Below are 21,561 nucleotides of genomic sequence, written 5' to 3' on the forward strand. Positions count from 1 at the left end.
GGTTATGAAAGAATCATTATTAAAGCCTATTCAGAGTACTGTCTTAAAATATGCAGAAGTTATAGCAAACGTAATAAAAGTAGATGTGGAAATTGTAGATAGTAACTTAAATACTATAGCAGGGACTGGAATATTTACTAGCAATATAAATGGAGATAACAAAGGTGTAGTTTATAAACATGTTTTAGCTACAGGGAAACATCAAATTATAGAAAATCCTAGAGAAGCTGAAATATGTAGACTCTGTAATCAGAAAAATGAATGTTTAGAAATGATGGAGATATCAACGCCCATAATATTTCAAAAAGAAATAATAGGGGTAATAGGTTTGGTTTGTACTACTATTGAACAAAAAAATTACCTGTCTGATAATTTAGATTCCCATTTAGAGTTTTTGTATAAAATAAGTGAACTTATAAGTGCAAAGATATATGAATTTAAGGGGAATGAAAGAAATGTATCTTATATAAATTTACTTAAGCAAGTTGTTAATAGTGTAGATAACGGAGTTATAATTATAAATTCTGAAAGTAAAATAGTTGAAATGAATAGTAAAGCTATGAAAAAGTTAGAATTAACTCCGAGCGATATTAATGGGAATATACAGCTTAAACTTTTAGAAGGAAATATATTAGAAGAAGAATTCTATAAAGTAAGAATAAATGGCAAAAAATATAATCTTGTAGGAAGCCTAATACCGCTAGAAGATACCTTAGAAGACTACAATAAAATGCTTATTTTTAATATGCTAAAGGATGTAAATACAAAGGCGTATAAAATAACCAGTGATAATAAAATAGTAGGTTTAGAGGCTATAATCGGAGAAGGTAAAGCCATGCAAGGCATAAAAGATAAAATAAGAAAAATAGCTAACACTAAATCAACTGTATTTGTTACTGGAGAAAGTGGAACTGGAAAAGAACTTATAGCTAGGGCAATTCATGCTGAAAGTGATAGAAGAAATAACCCTTTTATAGGAATAAACTGTGCAGCTATACCAGATACCCTACTAGAGAGTGAACTATTTGGATATGTTAAAGGAGCATTTAGTGGTGCAAATCCTAATGGAAGAATAGGTAAATTCGAGCTAGCAAATAAAGGTGTGATATTTTTAGATGAGGTTGGAGACATGCCTCTGTATCTTCAGGCTAAATTATTAAGGGTTCTTCAAGAGAGAACATTAGTAAGAATAGGCTCTAATGAATTAGTAAACTTGGATATTAGAGTAGTTGCAGCAACTAATAAAGATCTAAGACAAATGATTAAGGAGAATAAATTTAGAGAAGATTTATATTATAGATTAAATGTTATACCTATAGAAATACCTGCACTAAGGGAAAGAAGAGAAGATTTTAAACTCATATTAAACACTCTAATTGATAAATATAATAAAATTTTTGATAAGTATGTTCATACTGTTAATAAAGATGCTTATGAAAAATTAATAAGATACAGTTGGCCTGGAAATATTCGTGAGCTTGAAAATGTAGTAGAACTTTTAATTAATTTATCTGACAGTAGAGGAATAATAGAGAAAGAAATGCTTCCACATACTATATTAGGTAATAACAAAGTTGAGACTTTTCATGAAGAGGAAGAAATACGATTTCTTAAGGATATAGAAAGAGAATATATACTTAAAGCTTTAGATAAATATGGCTATGATACCAATGGGAAAAAGATGGTTGCAGAAAAACTGGGAATAGGAATAGCTACTATATATAGAAAAATAGGCTCTTTTAAAGAATAGTTATCAATGTGAGAAGGTATTATCATTTTGATAATTAATTACTATAGTAGAATTTCTAAATCTAAAAAGTTAAAAGGGATTTAAGCGGTTTTTAGTTTCATAAAAATACTTTTGGTAAAATCAATAATCTAAGTGGCAAAAATACACCTATATTTTTAATATATCAACAATTTTTATACATTTGGCAAGGGATTTGCTAGAAAGGTAAAGTAAGAAATGTTTATAAAGAAAAACTTAATAGAGAAATAGAAACAAGTTCAATGACGAACTTTCAAAATCTTAGGAAAAATAGATTTATTTTTCTTTTATTTGAAATGAGAGTACTGAACTTGTTTTTTTTTATTTTCCTTTTAAGTTTAAAGTAAAAATATAGGGGGCTAATTATGATTAGGTTTATATTAAACGGAAGAGAAGTTTCTGCAGATGGAGAGTTGAAGTTAATTGATTATTTAAGAGATTATGAAGGATTAACTTCAGTGAAAAATGGATGTGCAAAGGGTACTTGCGGGGCATGTACTGTAGTTATTGAAGGAAAAAATATAAGAGCTTGTATCAAAAAGATAAAGGATATAGAGGGAAAAGAAGTAGTTACAATTGAAGGTTTAACAGAACTTGAAAAAGAAGTTTATACAGATTCATTTTCAAATGCTGGTGCTGTTCAGTGTGGATTTTGTATTCCTGGAATGATAATGAGTGCTAAAGCATTAATAGACAGCAATCCTAATCCTACAGAAGAAGATGTAAAAAAGGCAATAAAGAGTAATTTATGCAGATGCACTGGATATGTAAAAATAGAAAAAGCAATTTTAATGGCAGCTGAAGCTTTTAGAAAACATAATAAAATTCATTTAGAGCAAGAAGCTAAAGTAGGAAGACGAATGGCTAGAATTGATGCCAAAGAAAAGATTCTAGGTACAGCAAAATATCCCGACGATTATTACATAGAAGGAATGTTATATGGAAAAGCTCTTCGCTCAAGATATCCAAGAGCAAAGGTTTTAAGTATAGATACAGATGAAGCTAAAAAGCTTCAAGGTGTACATGCAGTTCTTACTGCCGAAGATATTCCAGCTAATAATTATCAAGGATATATATTTAAAGATTGGCCTACTATGGTAGCTATAGGAGAAGAGACTAGATATTTAGGGGATGCTATAGCAATAGTAGCAGCTGAAACAAAAGACATATTAGAAAAAGCGCTTTCATTAATAAAGGTTGAATATGAAGAATTACCAGCAATAACTAATGTTCATGATGCCTTAAAAGATGATGCCTACAAGATACATGAAAAAGGGAATATTTTAAGTAACACTTATGTAAAAAGAGGAAATCCAGATAAGGCAATTGAGGAATCAAAATATGTTGTAACAAAAAAATATAAGACTATGCCTATAGATCATGCCTTCTTAGAACCAGAAGCAACCATAGCTTTTTATGAAGGAGATGTATTGACTTTATATGTTTCTTCACAACATATTCATTCAGATCATGAAGGTATATGTCATGTATTAGGACTTCCAGAAGATAAGGTACATGTTATATCAGCATATGTTGGAGGGGGATTTGGAGGAAAAGAAGATTTGACAGTGCAACACCATGCAGCTCTTCTTACTTACTACACCAAAAAGCCAGTTAAAATAACCTTTAGCAGAGAGGAAAGTTTACTTGTACATCCAAAGAGACATGGAATGGAAGTAGAAGTAACTACAGCTTGTGATGAGGAAGGAAATTTGACAGCTTTAAAGGCTAAGGTTTTAGCGGATACAGGAGCTTACGCATCTCTTGGTTCCGTGGTACTAGAGAGAGCGTGCACTCATTTATGTGGACCATATAGAATACCTAATATTGAACTTAACGGATATGCAATATATACAAATAATCCGCCAGGAGGGGCATTTAGAGGATTTGGAGTTCCTCAAACAACCTTTGGAAGTGAAACCAATATAAATATTCTTGCAGAGCAAGTAGGTCTAGACAAATGGGAGTTTAGATACAAAAATGCTGTAAAACCAGGAGATATTCTTCCAACTGGACAACTGTGCGATGAGAGTACAGCGATAATAGAAACTTTAGAAGCAATAAAGGATGAATATTACAGTGGAAAACATAAATACATAGGTATTGCTTGTGCTATGAAAAACACTGGTTGCGGAGTTGGAGTAATAGATACAGGGAGATGTAATATAGAAGTTAAAAATGGAAAGATAATTATAAAAACTTCTGCTCAATGTATAGGACAAGGACTGGCAACAGTCATGACACAAATTTGTGGAGAAACTACAGGAATATCTTTAGAATTAATTGAATATCATTCACCAGATACTATGGTTACTCCAGATTCAGGTCCTACTACAGCATCAAGACAAACCTTAATTACAGGAGAAGCAACTAGAAGAGTTTCTTTAAAATTAAAGGAAGCTCTAAAAACAAAAACATTAGAAGAGCTTGAAGGAGAAGTATTTAAGTCAGATTTTACTGCAATTACAGATAAGTTAGCTTCAGAAAAGGAAAATCCAAAACAACATATAGCTTATGGATATGCAACCCAAATGGTAATTTTAGATGAAAAGGGGAAGGTTGAAAAAGTATTTGTAGCTCAAGATGTTGGAAGAGCAATAAATCCTACAAACGTGGAGGGACAGATAGAAGGTGGAGTTGTAATGGGACTTGGATTTGCTCTTACAGAGAAATTTGAGACAGAAGATGGATATGTGAAATCAAAGTTTGGAACAATAGGTTTATGGAGATCTACAGATGTTCCTAAGATAGAATATAAACTTATAGAAAAGAAACTAGGAGACTTAGCATATGGTGCTAAAGGGGTTGGGGAACTAGTTTTAATACCAACTTTAGCGGCGACTTCAGAAGCCTATAGAACCTTTGATGGAGAAAGAAGATATACTCTTCCACTAGATAATACTCCATATAAAAAGAAGTAAAAATGAAGGGGGTAAGAAATGAAAACTTCTGTTATTATTTTAGCTGCTGGTCAAGGTAAAAGGATGGGAACTGTAAAACAGCTACTTCCTTGGGGAGATACAACAGTATTAGGACAATCTATTACTTGCTATAATGATATTAATATTGATAAACTTATTATAGTAGTTGGATATAAAGCAGATTTAATAAAAGAAATTTTTTCACAGGATAAGATAACCTGGGCATATAATGAAGATTTTGCTGGAGATATGGCAAGTTCTTTCAAAAAAGGCTTTGAAAAAATAGATAATGATACAGAAGTTTTATATCTTGCTTTAGGAGACACGCCAGCAATTAAGGCTGAAACATTACAACTTATGGAATCAGTTTATGATAAAAACAGATATAAGATCATAATACCAATGGTTAATGGTAGAAAAGGACACCCGGTATTGTTTTCTAAAGATATATTTAAAGATTTAGAGATGGTTGGAGAAAATTATAATTTAAAAGATGTAATTAAAAATCACGATGATGAGGTTTATTATTTACAAGTAGAAGATGAGAATATTATTTATGACATAGATACTATAGAAGAATATGAAACCTTATTAAGAAAGAATAATCTATAAAGGTGGCATTGATAAAATTGATAGATAAACAAGGAAGAAATATAGAATATTTAAGAATTTCATTAACTGATGTATGTAATTTAAGATGTGTTTACTGCATGCCAAAAGATAATATTACTTTTATGGATAAAGAGAAAATCTTAAAAGATGATGAAGTTATAAAGCTAGTCAAATTAATGGCTAAATGTGGCATAAAAAAAGTGAGATTAACAGGTGGAGAACCACTTACTAGAAAGAACATACTTAAAATAATAGAAGATATACACAGAGTACCTGGCATAGAAGAAGTATATATAACAACCAATGCCCTTTTATTAGAAGGAAAAGAAAGAGAATTTAAAGAAGCAGGTTTAAAAGGAGTAAATATAAGTTTAGATACTTTAAAGGAAGAGACCTACAGAGACATTACTAGAGGTGGAGATTTAAAAGTTGTATTAAGAGTTATAGATAATTTATTAGACTTAGGTATTAAAGTTAAGGTTAATTCAGTAATAATTGGAGGAGTTAATGAAGATGAAATATTAAATTTAGCAGCTCTTACAATAAATAAAAAAATGGATGTAAGATTTATAGAGCTTATGCCTATAGGAGCAGCTAAAGATTTAACCCCTATAACCAATAATAAAGTTAAAGAGATTATAAAGCATGGGCATGTACTTGAAGATGAAAAGATGATAGGAATAAGTGGACCTGCAAAGTATATGAAACTAAAGAATGCCTTAGGTAAGGTTGGATTTATAAGTGCTATAAGCGATAATTTTTGTGAAAGTTGTAATAGGATAAGAGTAACTTCAGAAGGATTTTTAAAACAATGTCTACATTGGAATTATGGTATAGATTTAAAGACTTTAATCAGAAGTGGAATGAATGACGAAGAGTTATTGGAGATAATAAAAGACAAAATATATAATAAACCTATTAAACATAGCTTTGGAAAAGATGAAAAGGATAAGGATAATAGATTTATGAATGAGATAGGAGGATAACCATGGGTAGAATAGTAGCAATATGTACAAGCGTGAAAAAGGGGACCAAAAAAGAAGAAGTTAAAGAGATAGAATTGGTTGAAGACTTTGGATTAAAGGGAGATGCTCATGGTGGTAAGTGGCATAGACAGGTAAGTTTATTGGCCAAGGAAGAAATTGATTCCTTTAATAAAAAAGGTGGTAAAGTAGTTTATGGAGACTTTGGTGAAAATTTAGTTACCGAAGGAATAGATTTAGCTAGTTTATCAGTAGGAGATAAAGTAATAATTGGAGAGGCATTAATAGAAATAACTCAATTAGGCAAAAAGTGTCATGATAAATGTGAGATTTTTTATTCAGTAGGGGAGTGTATAATGCCTACCAAAGGGATTTTTGGAAAGGTATTAAAAGGTGGAGATATATATTTAGGAGAAAAAATTGAATTATATTAGGACTTAGATGTATTATCAAAATGATAATAAAATATCATTTTGAGAGTAGAGGGTTTATTTACTGAAAGTTTTATCGGATTCAAGATTATCCACAAGTATTTAATAAGTTGTTTGTTTTCAAGGCTTTAATGATTAATAGTAAGAATTAATAGTGAATTGGCACAGTATTTGCTTATATAAATCATATGAGTATTTAAAAATGAAATTTAAATTTTAGATTAAAAACAAGTTCAATGATGAGCTTTTAATTTCTAAATATATTTCTTTGGAATATATTTTTAATTAGGGATCACATTGGGCTTTTTTTAATTTAGTACTATTAAGGAGCGGAAACAAATGGACAACATTATAAAATGGAAATTTAATGAACTTAAAAATTGTGGTAAGGCTTCCACAGACTTTTTATCTAAGAAAGAAGTTTCTAAAGCTAAAAACTTTCATGGTAGTTTTCCTCAATATGAAAGGACTCCAGTAGCATCTTTAGATAATTTAGCTAAAGAAATTGGTCTTGGAGGAATATATCTTAAAGATGAATCGTATAGATTTGGATTAAATGCTTTTAAAGTATTAGGTGGTTCTTTTGCTATGGCAAAATATATAGCTAAAAAATTAGAAACAGATATATCAGAACTTGACTATAAAAAAATTATATCTGATGAAGTTAGAGATAAACTTGGTGAAATAACTTTTGTAACGGCTACAGATGGAAATCATGGAAGAGGTGTAGCTTGGACAGCAAATAAGCTTAAACAAAAATCTGTAATTTATATGCCTATAGGATCATCTTTAACTAGGTTAGCACATATACAAGCTGAAGGTGCAGAAGCCTCCATTACTGATATGAATTATGATGATGCAGTAAGATTTGCAGCTAAGTATGCTGAAGAGAATAATGGACTTATGGTACAAGATACAGCTTGGGAAGGGTATGAAGAAATCCCTACATGGATAATGCAAGGATATGGAACTATGGCATTAGAAGCTTCAGAGCAGCTAAAAGAGATTGAAGTGGAAAAACCAACACATGTTTTTGTTCAAGCAGGAGTAGGATCATTAGCAGGAGCAGTTCAAGGTTTTTTTGCTTCTGAATTAGGAGAAGATTGCCCAACAACTGTTATAGTTGAGTCAAATTTAGCAGATTGTTTTTATAAATCGGCAGTAGCTGGAGATGGAAAAGCTTATGCTGTGGGGGGGGATATGCAAACTATAATGGCAGGACTTGCTTGCGGAGAAGCTAATACTATAGGCTGGGAAGTTCTTAAAAGTTATAGTTCAGCATTCGTATCTTGCCCAGACTGGGTATCAGCAAATGGAATGAGGATATTAGGAAATCCACTAAAAGATGATAGAAAAGTAATTTCAGGGGAGTCTGGAGCAGTTACTACAGGTTTACTATATGAAATAATGACTAATCCAGATTATAAGGAACTAAAAGAAGATTTAAAACTAGATGACAAGTCTAAGGTTTTGCTTTTTAGTACTGAAGGAGATACAGATCCAGCTATGTACAGAAAGATAGTATGGAAAGGCGTAAATAGTAAAGAAGAATTATAAAATAATTGAGGTGAAAGTATGTTATCAGAAGCAAGAAAAAATAAACTTACAGAAGTGTGTCAGGAATTAATAAGAAACAAAAGCTACTCAGGAGAAGAAAAAAATGTAGCAGATGCTATTAAGACGGTTTTTGAGGAGTTAGGTTACGATGATTATTTTATAGATGAATATGGAAATATAATTGGACATATAAAGGGAAGTGAAGAAGGAAAGAAAATTTTATTTGATGGTCATATAGATACAGTTCCAGTACCAGATGAATCTAAGTGGACTCACAATCCTTATGGTGGAGAAATTGTAGATGGAAAGATATATGGTCGTGGAACTTCTGACATGAAGGGACAGCTAAGTGCAATGATAGTTGCAGCAGCTTGTTTTGCTGAGGATATTAAAAAAGACTTTAAGGGAGATATATATGTAGCAGGGGTTGTACATGAGGAGATATTTGAAGGAATAGCTTCAAGAAAAATAAGTGAAGCTGTAAATCCTGATTATGTAGTAATAGGTGAATCTTCAGAGCTAAATCTTAAAATAGGACAAAGAGGTCGTGCGGAGATTGTTATAGAAACCTTTGGAAAACCAGCTCATTCGGCTAATCCTGAAAAAGGTATAAATGCAGTATATAAAATGAGTAAAATCATAGAGAAAATTCAAGAACTTGAAACACCAGTGCATCCAGTATTAGGTAAAGGCATATTAGTTTTAACAGATATAAAATCTTCTCCTTATCCAGGGGCATCAGTAGTTCCAGACTATTGCAAGGCAACTTTTGATAGAAGACTTTTAGTTGGAGAAACAAAGGAAAGTGTATTAGCACCTATAAAAGCTTTTGTTGAAGAATTAATGAAGGAAGATTCAGAACTTAAAGCGGAGGTTTCTTATGCTAAAGCTACTGAAAATTGTTATACAGGAAGTACTATTTCAGGGGAAAGATTTTTCCCAGGATGGCTTTATGAAGAAAAGGATGAATTTGTTCAAATAGCTTATGAAGGATTAAAAAGTGCAGGTTTAGATCCAGAAATAACCCAATACTCTTTCTGTACAAATGGAAGTCATTATGCGGGAGAAAAAGGAATAAGAACTATAGGATTTGGCCCATCGAAAGAAAACTTGGCTCATACTATAGATGAATATATAGAATTAGAACAATTATTTATTGGAGCTGAAGGATATTACGGAATATTGAATTCTCTATACAAAAAATAAGGGGTGTTAAAAATGAGAGTGTTAATTAAAGGGGGAACTATCGTTGATGGAACCTTGCAAAAAGGATATTTAGGAAACTTACTTATAGAGAATAACAAAATATTAGAGATAAGCAAAGAAGAAATAAAAGCAGATAAGATAATTGATGCAGCTGGAAGAGTAGTTTGTCCTGGATTTATAGACACTCATAGTCACTCAGATTTAAAGATATTAGATAATCCTTTTAATGAAATTAAGATAAGACAAGGAATAACTACAGAAGTATTAGGGCAGGATGGAATATCTATGGCTCCACTTCCTAAAGAATATATAAGCACTTGGAGAAAGAACTTAGCCGGACTTGATGGGGAAAGCGACAATATAGATTGGGAATATGAAACCACGGATAATTATCTTAAGCTTATGGAGAAAAACGGAGTAGGATTAAATGAACTTTATCTAGTGCCTCATGGAAATGTAAGAATGGAAGCCATGGGTTTAGAGGACAGATATTCAACCACAGAAGAAATAGAGAAAATGTGTGAAATAGTAAGAAGAGAAATGGAAGCAGGAGCTTATGGATTATCAACAGGGTTAATCTATATTCCTTGTGCATATTCCGAGACAAAAGAAATTATAGAAATGTGTAAGGTAGTAGCAGAATATGATGGAGTATTTGTAGTTCATCAAAGAAGCGAAGCTGATACTATTCTTAAATCTATGGAGGAAGTTATAAACATAGGAAGAGAATCTGGTGTTAAAGTTCACTTCTCACATTTTAAAGTATGTGGGAAAAATAACTGGCAGTATATTGATGGAGTTATTGAGCTTTTAGAGAAGGCACAAAAGGAAGGAATAAAAGTTTCTTTCGACCAATATCCCTATGCGGCAGGAAGTACAATGCTTGGAGTAGTTTTACCTCCATGGGCACATTCAGGTGGTACAGATAAACTTTTAGAGAGGTTAAAAGACGAAGAATTAAGAAAGAAAATGATCTATGATATAGAGCATGGCATAGATGGATGGGATAATTTCATAGACTTTGCAGGTCTTGATCAGATATTTGTAACCAGTGTAAGAACCAAAGAAAATGAACATCTAATAGGTAAAAATCTACTAGAGATAGGTGAGCTTAAAGGAAAAGATCCTTATAATGCAACTTTTGATTTATTGTACGAAGAAGAGAATGCAGTAGGAATGGTAGATTTCTATGGATTAGAGGAACATGTAATTAAATTCATGAAGAGGAAAGAGCAAAATGTTTGTACAGATGGGCTTCTTTCAGGAAAACCACATCCTAGAGCTTATGGTTCTTTCCCAAAGGTTATAAATAGATATGTTAAGGAATTAAATATCCTTTCTATTGAAGAAGCTGTATATAAAATGACCTATAAAGCGGCAGAAGCTTTTAATATTAAAGATAGAGGAAGCTTAGAAGTTGGAAAGTACGCTGATATAGTAATAGTAAATATGGATACCGTTAAGGATAAAGGAACCTTTGTAGATCCTACACAATATCCAGAGGGAATTGATTATGTAATCATAAATGGTAATGTTGTTGTGGAAGAAGGACAATATAACAAGATTATTGCCGGGAAGGTAATAAGAAGGAATTAAGAAAGTAAGGGGGCTAATCCTTTGATTATAGGAAATGGAAGAGTAATAACTAGGGATGAAAAAAATCCATATATAGAAAATGGAGCAGTAGTTATAAAAGATAACACCATAATAGCGGTGGGAGAGTATTCATTACTTAAAGAAAAGTATAAAGAGGAAGAGTTTATAGATGCAAAAGGAAAGGTGATTATGCCTGGACTTATAAATACGCATATGCATATTTATAGTGCTTTTGCTAGAGGAATGGCAGGAAAAGGACCAGCACCTAAAAACTTCACTGATATCTTAGAAAATCTTTGGTGGAGACTTGATAAAGGCTTAACTCTAGAGGATACAAAATATAGTGCCTATACGACTTACTTAGATTGTATAAAAAATGGAGTAACTACTGTTTTTGATCATCATGCAAGCCCTTATAGTGTTGAAGGCAGTCTATTTACAATAGGAGATGCAGCAAAAGAACTTGGAGTTAGAACTTGTCTTTGTTATGAAACTTCAGATAGAGATGGGGAAGAGATTCTTAAAGCTGGAATAAATGAAAATATAAACTTTATCAAAACTTATAACAATGTGAATGAGGAAATGTTAAAAGGAATGTTTGGAATGCATGCCGCATTTACTCTTTCAGACAAAAGTTTAGATATGTGTAGAGAAGCTATGGAAGGATTAGATGCAGGTTATCACATACATACCTCAGAAGGAATAGATGATTTATACGATTCCCTAAGAAATCATGGAAAAAGAGTTGTAGAAAGACTTATGGATTTTGATATTCTTTCAGATAAAACCATAGCTGTTCATTGTGTTCATGTTAATAGTAGAGAAATGGAGATTTTAAAGCAAACAAATACAAATGTAGTTCATAATCCAGAATCAAATATGGGGAATGCAGTAGGATGTTCACCAGTTTTAGAATTTATAAAAAGAGGGATTAACGTGGGTCTTGGAACTGATGGATATACTAGCGACATGATGGAATCCATGAAGGTAGGAAATATAATTCATAAACATAATCTATGTGATCCTAATGTTGGCTTTAATGAAGTATCCTCTATGGCATTTGATAATAACAGAAAAATAAGCTCTAAGTATTTCAACAAAGAAGTTGGAGCTTTAAAAGAAGGAGCTTATGGAGATGTAATTATTGTAGATTATAATCCTCTTACTCCTTTAAATGAAAACAATATAAATGGACATATTATATTTGGAATGTCAGGAAGATGTGTTACAGACACAATAATAAATGGAAAAGTAGTAATGAGAAATAGAGTAATAAATACAGTGGATGAAGAAAAGATATTCTCAAAATCTAGAGAGATAGCTCAAAAGTTATGGGAAAGAATCTAAAATAAATTAATTAAGGGGAGTTAATTATGGCAAATTTAAATATAGATATTTTAGGTATGAAATTTAATAATCCAGTTTTTACAGCAGCTGGCCCAGGTGCTAAAGATGGAGATATGTGTGTAGCAGCAGTAAAAGGAGGAGCTGGTGGATTAGTTACTAAAACTATATCAGTAGATGCGGCAGATGTTCCAAGACCTTGTATGGGAGCAACTAATAGCGGATTTTTAAATACTGAGCTTTGGTCAGAATTGCCTAAAGAACAATGGATAGAAAAAGAGTACTTAAAGGCTAAAGAAGCTGGAGTTCCTATGATAGTAAGTATGGGATACACAAAGGAGCAGATTGAGGTAGTTGCTCCTTTGGTTAAACCTTATGCAGATGCAGTTGAACTTTCAACTCACTATGTTGGAACAGATGTAACACCTATAGTAAATGCACTAAAGGCAGCAAAAGCAGCATTAGATGTTCCGGTATTTATGAAAATGAGTCCACATACTGACATTAAGGTAATAGCAAAAGCAGTAGAAGATGCAGGTGCAGATGGACTTGTTATGATTAATTCCTTTGGTCCATGTATGTCTATAGATATAAATACAGGACTACCTATAATGGGAAGTAAAAATGGTTATGGCTGGTTATCAGGAACAGCTATAAGACCACTTGCTATTAGATGTATATTTGAAGCTTCTCAGGTTGTAAAGATTCCTATAATAGGAGTTGGAGGAGTGTCAAACGGAAGAGATGCAGCTGAAATGTTAATGGCTGGAGCTTCAGCTGTTCAGGTATGCACGGAAGCTATATTAAAAGGTCCAAGCATTTATGGGAAAATAGCTAAAGAACTTAATGATTTTTTAGATACAAAGGGCTATAAAGATGTAAATGAAATAGTGGGACTAGCTTCCAAGAATATAAATGAAAGAAACTTTAGAACTCACACAGTTCCTCCAGTAGTAAATCATGATAAGTGTATAACTTGTGGAATATGTAAGAGAAGCTGTGTATATGATGCTATAGAGATTGATGGAAAGCTTACTATAGATAATGAAAAATGCTTTGGTTGTGGACTTTGTGTAACTAGATGTCCTAAAGAAGCATTATCAATTTCTTATGTTTAATTAGTTGAGAAAGGGGTATGGTTATGGGGATAGTATTAATTAATGGTAGAGTTGTTACTCCGGAGGAAACCGTTGAATGTGATATAAGAATAGAAAATGAAGTAATTGAAAGCATGGGAAAAGATTTAGCAAAGGAAAATGATAAGATTATTGATGTAAAAGGAGCTTACATTCTTCCAGGGGCAATTGATACTCACACACATTTTGATTTGGATACAGGAACTACCTTTACAGCTGATAATTTTGAAACAGGAACTAAAGCTGCTATAGTTGGGGGAACCACAACCATACTAGATTTCGCAACACAAAACAAAGGGGAATCTCTAGAAGATGCTCTAAATAATTGGCATAAAAAAGCTCATAACAAAGCATACTGCGACTATGGTTTTCACATGGCAATAACTGATTGGAATGAGAAAGTTTCTAAAGATATGCAACTTATGATAGATGAAGGTGTAACCTCATTTAAGATGTATATGGCTTATAAAAATTTAATGGTTAAAGATAGAGAAATATATGAGGCCTTAGTTAGAAGTAAAGAAATAGGTGGACTTATAGGCTTTCATTGTGAAAATGGAGATATTATAGATGCTTTAGTTGATAATGCTAGAAAAAATCATAAAACTAAACCTTATTACCATTTTAAAACTAGACCAGCTTGCCTGGAAAGCGAGGCTATTAATAGACTTGCTTCAATAGGAGAAGTAGCAAAAGCTCCAGTTTGGGTTGTTCATTTAAGTACTGAAATGGGACTTAAAGAGGTCAAGAAGGCAAGAGCAAAAGGAGTAGAGGTAGTACTTGAAAGTTGTCCTCAATACCTCCTTTTAGATAACAGCTATTATGGAAAAGAAACAGATGAAAGCTTTGAAGCTGCAAAATATGTTATGTCTCCACCTCTTAGAGAAAAAAATGATAATGAAGCTCTTTGGGAAGGAATTAGAAATGGGGATATAGATTTTCTAGGAACAGACCATTGTTCCTTTAACTATAAAGGGCAAAAAGATCTAGGAATAGATGATTTTAGTAAAATTCCTAATGGAGGACCAGGAGTAGAACATAGAGTTTATCTAATGTATACCTATGGAGTTTGTGAGGGTAAGATATCAATAAATGAGATGAGTAAATTAGTATCAACTAATGCTGCGAAAAACTTTGGTTTATATCCTAAAAAGGGAATAATTCAAGTTGGAAGTGATGCAGATTTAGTTGTTATTAATCCTAACACAGAAACTATAATAACAAAAGATAAACAAACCCAAAATGTCGATTATACTCCTTATGAGGGCTTTAAAAGAAAAGGTTCAATTGAGTATGTATTATTAAGAGGACATGAAGTTGTAAAAGACGAAAACTTTATAGATAATTCACCAATAGGCTTATATCAGAGGAGAAATATAAGGCAATTTAATTAAGGGGGCTAAGAGATGTATACATTTATTCTTAATAATAGGGAAGTTGAGGCTAAAGAAGATATAAATCTCTTAGAATTTTTAAGAGAACAGGAAGACTTAACCTCAGTAAAAAATGGCTGCTCAGAAGGTGCTTGTGGTGCATGTATGGTTCTTTTAGATGGAAAAGCCATGAGAGCATGTATACTAAAAACCTCAAAAATCCAAGGAAAACATGTAATTACAGTTGAAGGGTTATCAGAGAAAGAAAAAGAGGTTTTCGCTTACTCCTTTGGGGAAGCAGGGGCAGTTCAATGCGGATTTTGTATTCCTGGAATGGTTATAAGTGCAAAGGCTTTAATCGATACAAATAATAATCCCACTAGTGAGGACATTAAGAAGGCGCTAAGAGGGAATATATGCAGATGTACAGGATATATCAAAATAGAGCAAGCAGTTAACATGGCTGCAAAAATCATAAGAGAAGGAACGGAAGTTCCAGAAACTCACTTTAAGGGTGTTATGGGAGAAAACGTTCATAGGGTTGATGCTTTAGCTAAAACCTTAGGAACAGGTAAATATGTAGATGATATGAAAATTAATGGGATGCTTTATGGATCAGCTTTAAGAACAAAATATCCTAGAGCATTAGTTAAAAACATAAATATAGAAGAAGCTAAAAAAATTCCAGGTGTAGTGGCTATATTAACCTATAAGGATATCCCGGGAAATAGATATTTAGGTCATTTAGTTAAGGATTGGCCAGCCCTTATAGCTGAAGGTGAGGAAACTAGATATATAGGAGACTCTATAGCATTAGTTGCCGCTGAAAATAAGAAAGCACTTAAAGAAGGTTTAGAAGCAATAGTTGTAGACTATGAAGAAAGAACCCCTTTAAGTTCACCAGAAATGGCTTTAGAAATAAATGCACCTAAAATTCATGAAAAAGGAAATATACTTTTTAAGCAGGTTTTAAATAGAGGAAATGCTGAAGACACCATAAAAAATTCTAAATATGTTGTAACAAATAAATATTCTGTTCCCTTTACTGAACATGCCTTTATGGAGCCAGAATGTGCTATAGGTATGCCACATGGTTTTGGAGTTAAGGTTTATACTGGAGGGCAAAATGTATTTGATGATCAACATGAAATAATGTCTCTTTTAGGACTTCCAGAAGAAGAGGTGAGAATAGTTAGTAAATATGTTGGGGGAGGTTTTGGTGGCAAAGAAGATATGAGTGTTCAACACCATGCAGCTCTGTTAGCATATATAACTAAAAAGCCAGTAAAAGTAAGCTTAAGCAGAAAAGAAAGCATAATGATTCATCCTAAAAGGCATGCTATGGAGATGGAATTCACAACAGCCTGTGATGAAAATGGCATATTAACTGCTATGAAAGCGGTTGTTATATCAGATACAGGAGCTTATGCGTCACTTGGAGGACCTGTGCTTCAAAGAGCATGCACCCATGCAGCTGGACCATATAATTATCACAACGTGGATATAATAGGAACAGCTGTGTATACTAACAATCCACCAGGAGGAGCTTTTAGAGGCTTTGGGGTTACTCAGACAGCTTTTGCAACAGAATGTAATTTAAACCAACTAGCAGAAATGGTTGGCATATCACCTTGGGAGATAAGGTATAAAAATGCTATAGAGCCAGGCCAAGTTCTACCAAATGGACAAATAGCAGATGAAGGAACAGCTCTAAAAGAAACTCTAGAAGCTGTAAAGCAAGCTTATGAAAGCAGTCCATATGCAGGAATAGCTTGTGCCCTTAAAAACAGTGGGGTAGGAGTTGGAGTACCAGACGTAGGACGAAGCAGGTTGACTATTATAGCTGGAAAAGTTCATGTAAGATGTGGAGCGGCTTGTATAGGTCAGGGAATTGGAACAGTTAATGCTCAAATAGTATGTGAAACCACTGGAATAACCTATGACAAAATAGTCGTAGAAGATCCAGACACTCATGTTACACCAAATTCAGGAACTACTACAGCATCAAGGCAGACAGTATTTGCAGGAGAAGCTACAAAGCAGGCAGCTATTAAACTAAAAAAAGACTTAGAAAATAAAACGCTAGAAGAACTTGAAGGCAATGATTATTATGGAGAATACAAAGGAGTTACTGATCCTATAGGTTCAGATAAAGAAAATCCAGTAAGTCATGTAGCGTATGGATATGCAACACAAGTTGCTATAATAGATGAAAAGGGAATTCTTAAAAAAGTGGTAGCGGCTCATGATGTAGGGAGAGCAGTAAATCCTAAAAATGTAGAAGGACAGATAGAAGGTGGAGTAGTTATGGGACTTGGTTATGCTTTAACTGAGGATTATCCATTAAAGGATTCCATCCCAACCGCAAAATATGGAACTTTAGGACTTTTTAGAGCTAATCAAGTTCCAGATATAGAATCTATAATAATTGAAAAAAATACTGATGAGGTTGCCTATGGAGCAAAGGGAATAGGGGAGATAGTTGTTATTCCTACAGCACCAGCAGTCCAAGGAGCATACTATAAATTAGATGGAAAGTTTAGAACAAAGCTCCCACTTAGTGAAACCCCATATAGAAAAAAATAAAAACTCATGTTTTTACATCATTATTGAGATAAATATTGTTTAGACAAGTATCATAATGAGTTAAATTATAGAATAGATTAGTATAGACTGGTAAAACATTCTAATTAAAACAGGGGGTTTTTTATGAAAGTCTATATAGTACTAAGCATGGATACAAATGATGTAATTTCTGTAGATAAGGTTTTTAGGGATAAGGAAATAGCAGAGAAGTATGCAGATATTCAAAATTCAAGAAACAGGGCGTTAGATTATTTTATAAGAGAACGAGCTTTAATGGAAAACATAGATGAGCCTGTTAGTGTGTAGATAAAAAAGAGGTGTAAAAATCAAACTTAAATGATTTTTACACTTTTTTATGTTTATAAAATAAAGAGAAAATAAATTTAATCAATATCTAAATGAATTTACGAGAAAATCATTTCTTTAGTTTTGCTTGAATCAACCATATATTCGTAGGCTGCTATATGGCTATAATATAATTGTCCAAGCTTTTGACCTGTAGGAAGGTTCCAATCTTTTTGAAGTTCTGATGAAATAGCAAACCAGTTTGTAGTTTTTACTCCAGCTTGAGCCAGTCTACTTATAGCTGACTGCTCCACTAAGGGACACCATGTTCCAGAGGCGTCAATAGTAGCGTAAACATCATAACCATCTCTTACAGCAGAGATAGCAGGAAATGTTAAACAGACGTCTGTAACTATTCCAGCCATTATTAATTTACTTCTTCCAGTAGCTTTAACTTTTCTTAAAAAGTTTTGATCTTCCCAAGCATTTATTATTGTTCTATCTATTACCTGAACATCAGGAAACATTTCAGTAATTTCTTTTAAGAATTCACCATTTGGACCACTGCTTTTACTTGAAGTTAATATAACTGGAATATTAAATAGTTTTGCAGTTTCTGCTAAGGAGATAATATTATTTTTCAAAATATTTGTAGGTAAAGTTTTTACTGTAGAAAGTAACCCAACTTGATGGTCGATTAAAATCAAAGCAGAATTTTCTGGAGTCAAAGTTTCATAAAATCTAGTATTATCTTGCATAATTAGAAACCTCCTAAAAATATATTTTTGAATTAAGCTACAGTAATTAATATTCCCTTAGCTGATTTTCATATGTTCTATAATTAATGACATTAAAGCTTGAATTTATAAATTTTTAACGATAATTACTAAAAACTAAGCGTTTATTTCAAAAACCACATATTCACATTAATTTCATGGTAATATAAAGGTGGGAACAATTAAGTAAAATGGTACATATAGCTTTTTATTAGCGACTTAGAAAACTAAAGGGGAATTTATGAAAAATTTGATATTAATTTTAATGTTGATAGGCTTACTATTAGATTTTTATGCAGTATTTAATCTATTTAGATTTAAGATAGGTTTTAATATTATTGGGAATAGGACATATGTCAGTAGGACTAGCAGAGTTAAACTAAATAAGTATCTTGTAATCGGTGGAGTAGGGATTACTATAACTTCGATTGCATCGATTTTAAAGATATTCGTAGGATAATGAGGGGGAGAATATGAAAAAGAAGTTTTCAAGATTATTTATAATCAATATTTTGTTTTATTTAAACAATTTGCTCTATTTAATATTTGGATTAAAGATAGAGAGTAATTCTTTAGAACAGGCTTGGTCAATGATACCTCTTATCTTTATTGTAATAGTATATGATTTTATGGATTATTCATGGAAAAATAACTTAAGTATAAAAAACAAATCCATAGTTGATTTTATTATAAGGATTTTAGCTTTTTTAGCTGTATTATATAGTGATGAAAATAAAATGGTATTTTTTATTTTACTTATGATATTAATGACTATAACAAATATACTGATAGAATTTGATATAAAAAAAGATATACACAGTAATAATTATTATAAGGATATAAAAGAATTTGATTTATATGAAAATGAAAAGTTGGATAATTTGATAAAGAGATACTATTATTATAAAAATGTAGATCTAGATAAGTGCAATTTAGATAATAGATATGAAGTAGATAAAATGTTTAAGCTTGAAAAGAAAGAGAAATTGGCAAAATGGATTTCCTTTTGTTCGATGTATATACCAATTATTTTTTTAGATGTTTTCACAGGTATAGGCAAAATTCTTATAGGGATAATACTTTTGGTAGCATTTATTATATATATTTACGTATCTCATGAAAAATTTAGCTGTTTTTATAAAGACAATAAAAGATTGAGAAGAAAAAATATAATGAATTGTATATTTCTGTTTATGGGGATGACAATATTATATATAGTAAAGATGTTCCTTCATAAAAGTAATTTAGTAGAATTAAGTTTTAGAGATGAAGTATTTATTATGATTACTGGGATATTATTTTGTGCATTTTCAATGAATCATAGTCAAGAAATATTAAATAGATATTAAAATAAAGGTTAATAAATGAGCTGTCGCAATATGCGGTAGCTCATTTATTTTGGATATATTCCCAAATAAATGTTAAAAAAATAACCACAAATATAACGTTGTAAGTTTTTAAATTATGATTACAAAAGAAAAAGTTTTTATAACTCAATAATACTCTTGAATTCATAGGTTTATATAAATAAAAAATTGAATATTTAGAAAAATATTATCAATTTAATGTTAAAAAATTAACATTATTTCTGAAAAAAGTGATATAATTAAATAGTAATAATATAGAAGAATTTTATATAGGACAAGGAGGTTCTTTTATGGAATGGAAAAAAAATTTCGAAAGTAAGATAGTTACTGCAGATGAAGCTTCTAGAAAAATAAAATCAGGGGATAGAGTTGTTTTAGGCAATGCTTGTGCAGCTCCCAAAGATGTTGTTAAGGCCATGGTTTTAAACAAGGAAAATTATAGAAATGTTGAAATCATGAATATGCTTTTGCTAGAAGAATGTGAATATGTAAAACCTGAAATGGAGCCATATTTCCGTCACAATTCTTTATTTGTTGGAGGTGGAGTTAGAGAGGCTGTTATGTCTGGAAGGGCAGATTATACGCCATGTTTTTTTTCTGAAATGCCTAAATTATTTAGAAGTATAAGGGTAGATGTAGCTATAATTAATGTTAGTGCACCTGATGAGCATGGATATTGTAGTTTTGGGGTATCTGTTGACTATATTAAGGCAGCGGCAGAAGAAGCAAAAATTGTTATAGCAGAAGTAAACGATAAGATGCCAAGAACTATTGGAGATTCTTTTATACATGTTTCAAAGATAGATTATATAGTAAAGACCTCAAACAACATAGTTGAACTTAACCCTCCAAAGATTGGGGAGCTCGAAAGAGCTATTGGTGAAAACTGCGCAAAGTTAGTAGACGATGAATCAACTCTTCAATTAGGAATAGGGGCTATACCAGATGCTGTTTTATTATTCCTTAAAGATAAAAAGAATTTAGGGCTTCATTCGGAAATGATTTCTGATGGAGTTGTTGAGCTAATTGAATCAGGTGTTATTACAAATGAGGCTAAAACTTTGCATAGAGGTAGATCTGTAATCACATTTCTTATGGGAACAAAAAAGCTTTATGATTATGTAGATAATAACCCCAATATTATAGTATATCCAGTTGACTATGTTAATGATCCACGTGTTATAGCTCAAAATGATAAGATGGTTTCTATTAATTCTTGTATCCAAGTGGATCTTATGGGACAAGTAGCCGCAGACACAATAGGATTAACTCAGTTTAGCGGAGTTGGTGGACAAGTTGATTTTATAAGAGGAGCTGCAATGAGCAAAGGCGGTAAATCTATAATAGCAATGCCTTCAACAGCTGGACATGGAAAATTTTCAAGGATAGTCCCTATGTTAGATGAAGGAGCCGCGGTAACCACATCTAGAAATGATATACATTACGTTGTTACTGAATTCGGGATAGCAGAATTAAAAGGAAAAACCTTAAGGGATAGAGCAAGAAATTTAATAAATGTTGCACACCCTAATTTTAAAGAAGAATTGATAAGTGAATGGGAAAGAAGATTTAAAATGAAGTTTTAGAAATATGTATATAGACATCCTATAGAAATATGGG

The 21,561-nt window shown here is 32.0% G+C and carries 17 protein-coding genes; 16 read left to right on the forward strand and 1 reads right to left on the reverse strand.

Features of this window, described 5'->3' with window-relative positions; translation table 11 throughout:
* Positions 1-4 precede the first annotated feature (4 nt).
* From P8F83_RS20880 to P8F83_RS20940, 13 genes are all read left to right on the forward strand, one after another.
* On the forward strand, positions 5-1,750 hold the full coding sequence (locus tag P8F83_RS20880) for a sigma-54 interaction domain-containing protein (RefSeq protein WP_326512512.1): 1,746 nt from the start codon (positions 5-7) through the stop codon (positions 1,748-1,750).
* Positions 1,751-2,133: 383 nt separating this feature from the next.
* Complete coding sequence (xdh, locus tag P8F83_RS20885) at positions 2,134-4,689, forward strand: selenium-dependent xanthine dehydrogenase (RefSeq protein WP_326512513.1); 2,556 nt, start codon at positions 2,134-2,136, stop codon at positions 4,687-4,689.
* 18 nt (positions 4,690-4,707) lie between these two features.
* Positions 4,708-5,301 carry a nucleotidyltransferase family protein gene (locus P8F83_RS20890; protein ID WP_326512514.1) on the forward strand — a complete coding sequence of 198 codons (594 nt, stop codon included), beginning with the start codon at positions 4,708-4,710 and terminating at the stop codon, positions 5,299-5,301.
* 17 nt (positions 5,302-5,318) lie between these two features.
* Positions 5,319-6,287, forward strand: coding sequence for a GTP 3',8-cyclase MoaA (gene moaA, locus P8F83_RS20895; protein WP_326512515.1), 969 nt, complete (start codon positions 5,319-5,321; stop codon positions 6,285-6,287).
* Between the two features lie 2 nt (positions 6,288-6,289).
* Complete coding sequence (locus tag P8F83_RS20900; RefSeq protein ID WP_326512516.1) at positions 6,290-6,718, forward strand: MOSC domain-containing protein; 429 nt, start codon at positions 6,290-6,292, stop codon at positions 6,716-6,718.
* A gap of 336 nt (positions 6,719-7,054) precedes the next feature.
* Positions 7,055-8,272, forward strand: coding sequence for a diaminopropionate ammonia-lyase (gene dpaL, locus P8F83_RS20905; RefSeq protein WP_326512517.1), 1,218 nt, complete (start codon positions 7,055-7,057; stop codon positions 8,270-8,272).
* Positions 8,273-8,290: 18 nt separating this feature from the next.
* Positions 8,291-9,478, forward strand: a complete 1,188-nt coding sequence (locus tag P8F83_RS20910) for a YgeY family selenium metabolism-linked hydrolase (protein WP_326512518.1) — start codon at positions 8,291-8,293, stop codon at positions 9,476-9,478.
* 12 nt (positions 9,479-9,490) lie between these two features.
* Positions 9,491-11,074, forward strand: a complete 1,584-nt coding sequence (locus P8F83_RS20915) for an N-acyl-D-amino-acid deacylase family protein (RefSeq protein WP_326512519.1) — start codon at positions 9,491-9,493, stop codon at positions 11,072-11,074.
* Between the two features lie 21 nt (positions 11,075-11,095).
* Entirely contained in the window at positions 11,096-12,421 is a 1,326-nt protein-coding gene (gene ssnA / locus P8F83_RS20920; RefSeq protein ID WP_326512520.1) for a putative aminohydrolase SsnA, read from the forward strand.
* Between the two features lie 26 nt (positions 12,422-12,447).
* Positions 12,448-13,536: a 4Fe-4S binding protein gene (locus P8F83_RS20925; protein ID WP_326512521.1), complete on the forward strand. Its 1,089-nt coding sequence runs from the start codon at positions 12,448-12,450 to the stop codon at positions 13,534-13,536.
* A 23-nt stretch (positions 13,537-13,559) separates the two neighbouring features.
* The gene (gene hydA, locus P8F83_RS20930) at positions 13,560-14,948 is read left to right on the forward strand and encodes a dihydropyrimidinase (RefSeq protein ID WP_326512522.1); all 1,389 of its coding nucleotides are present in this window, start codon (positions 13,560-13,562) and stop codon (positions 14,946-14,948) included.
* 12 nt (positions 14,949-14,960) lie between these two features.
* Positions 14,961-17,513, forward strand: a complete 2,553-nt coding sequence (gene xdh, locus P8F83_RS20935; protein ID WP_326512523.1) for a selenium-dependent xanthine dehydrogenase — start codon at positions 14,961-14,963, stop codon at positions 17,511-17,513.
* Positions 17,514-17,636: 123 nt separating this feature from the next.
* The gene (locus P8F83_RS20940) at positions 17,637-17,819 is read left to right on the forward strand and encodes a hypothetical protein (RefSeq protein WP_021803588.1); all 183 of its coding nucleotides are present in this window, start codon (positions 17,637-17,639) and stop codon (positions 17,817-17,819) included.
* 98 nt (positions 17,820-17,917) lie between these two features.
* Here P8F83_RS20940 and P8F83_RS20945 read toward each other — a convergent pair whose 3' ends face one another.
* The gene (locus P8F83_RS20945) at positions 17,918-18,556 is read right to left on the reverse strand and encodes an isochorismatase family protein (protein WP_326512524.1); all 639 of its coding nucleotides are present in this window, start codon (positions 18,554-18,556) and stop codon (positions 17,918-17,920) included.
* Positions 18,557-18,815: 259 nt separating this feature from the next.
* On the opposite strand from P8F83_RS20945, the gene P8F83_RS20950 reads away from it, so the two are divergent.
* From P8F83_RS20950 to P8F83_RS20960, 3 genes are all read left to right on the forward strand, one after another.
* Positions 18,816-19,034 (forward strand): hypothetical protein, encoded by a 219-nt coding sequence (locus P8F83_RS20950; RefSeq protein ID WP_326512525.1) that lies wholly within the window; start codon positions 18,816-18,818, stop codon positions 19,032-19,034.
* Between the two features lie 13 nt (positions 19,035-19,047).
* Positions 19,048-19,923 (forward strand): hypothetical protein, encoded by an 876-nt coding sequence (locus tag P8F83_RS20955; RefSeq protein ID WP_326512526.1) that lies wholly within the window; start codon positions 19,048-19,050, stop codon positions 19,921-19,923.
* A gap of 308 nt (positions 19,924-20,231) precedes the next feature.
* A complete protein-coding gene (locus P8F83_RS20960; protein WP_326512527.1) occupies positions 20,232-21,527 on the forward strand; it encodes an acetyl-CoA hydrolase/transferase family protein in 1,296 nt (431 codons plus the stop codon).
* Positions 21,528-21,561 lie beyond the last annotated feature (34 nt).

The sequence above is a fragment of the Clostridium intestinale genome (assembly GCF_035905475.1).
In the GTDB taxonomy this organism is placed as follows: Bacteria; Bacillota; Clostridia; order Clostridiales; family Clostridiaceae; genus Clostridium_T; species Clostridium_T intestinale.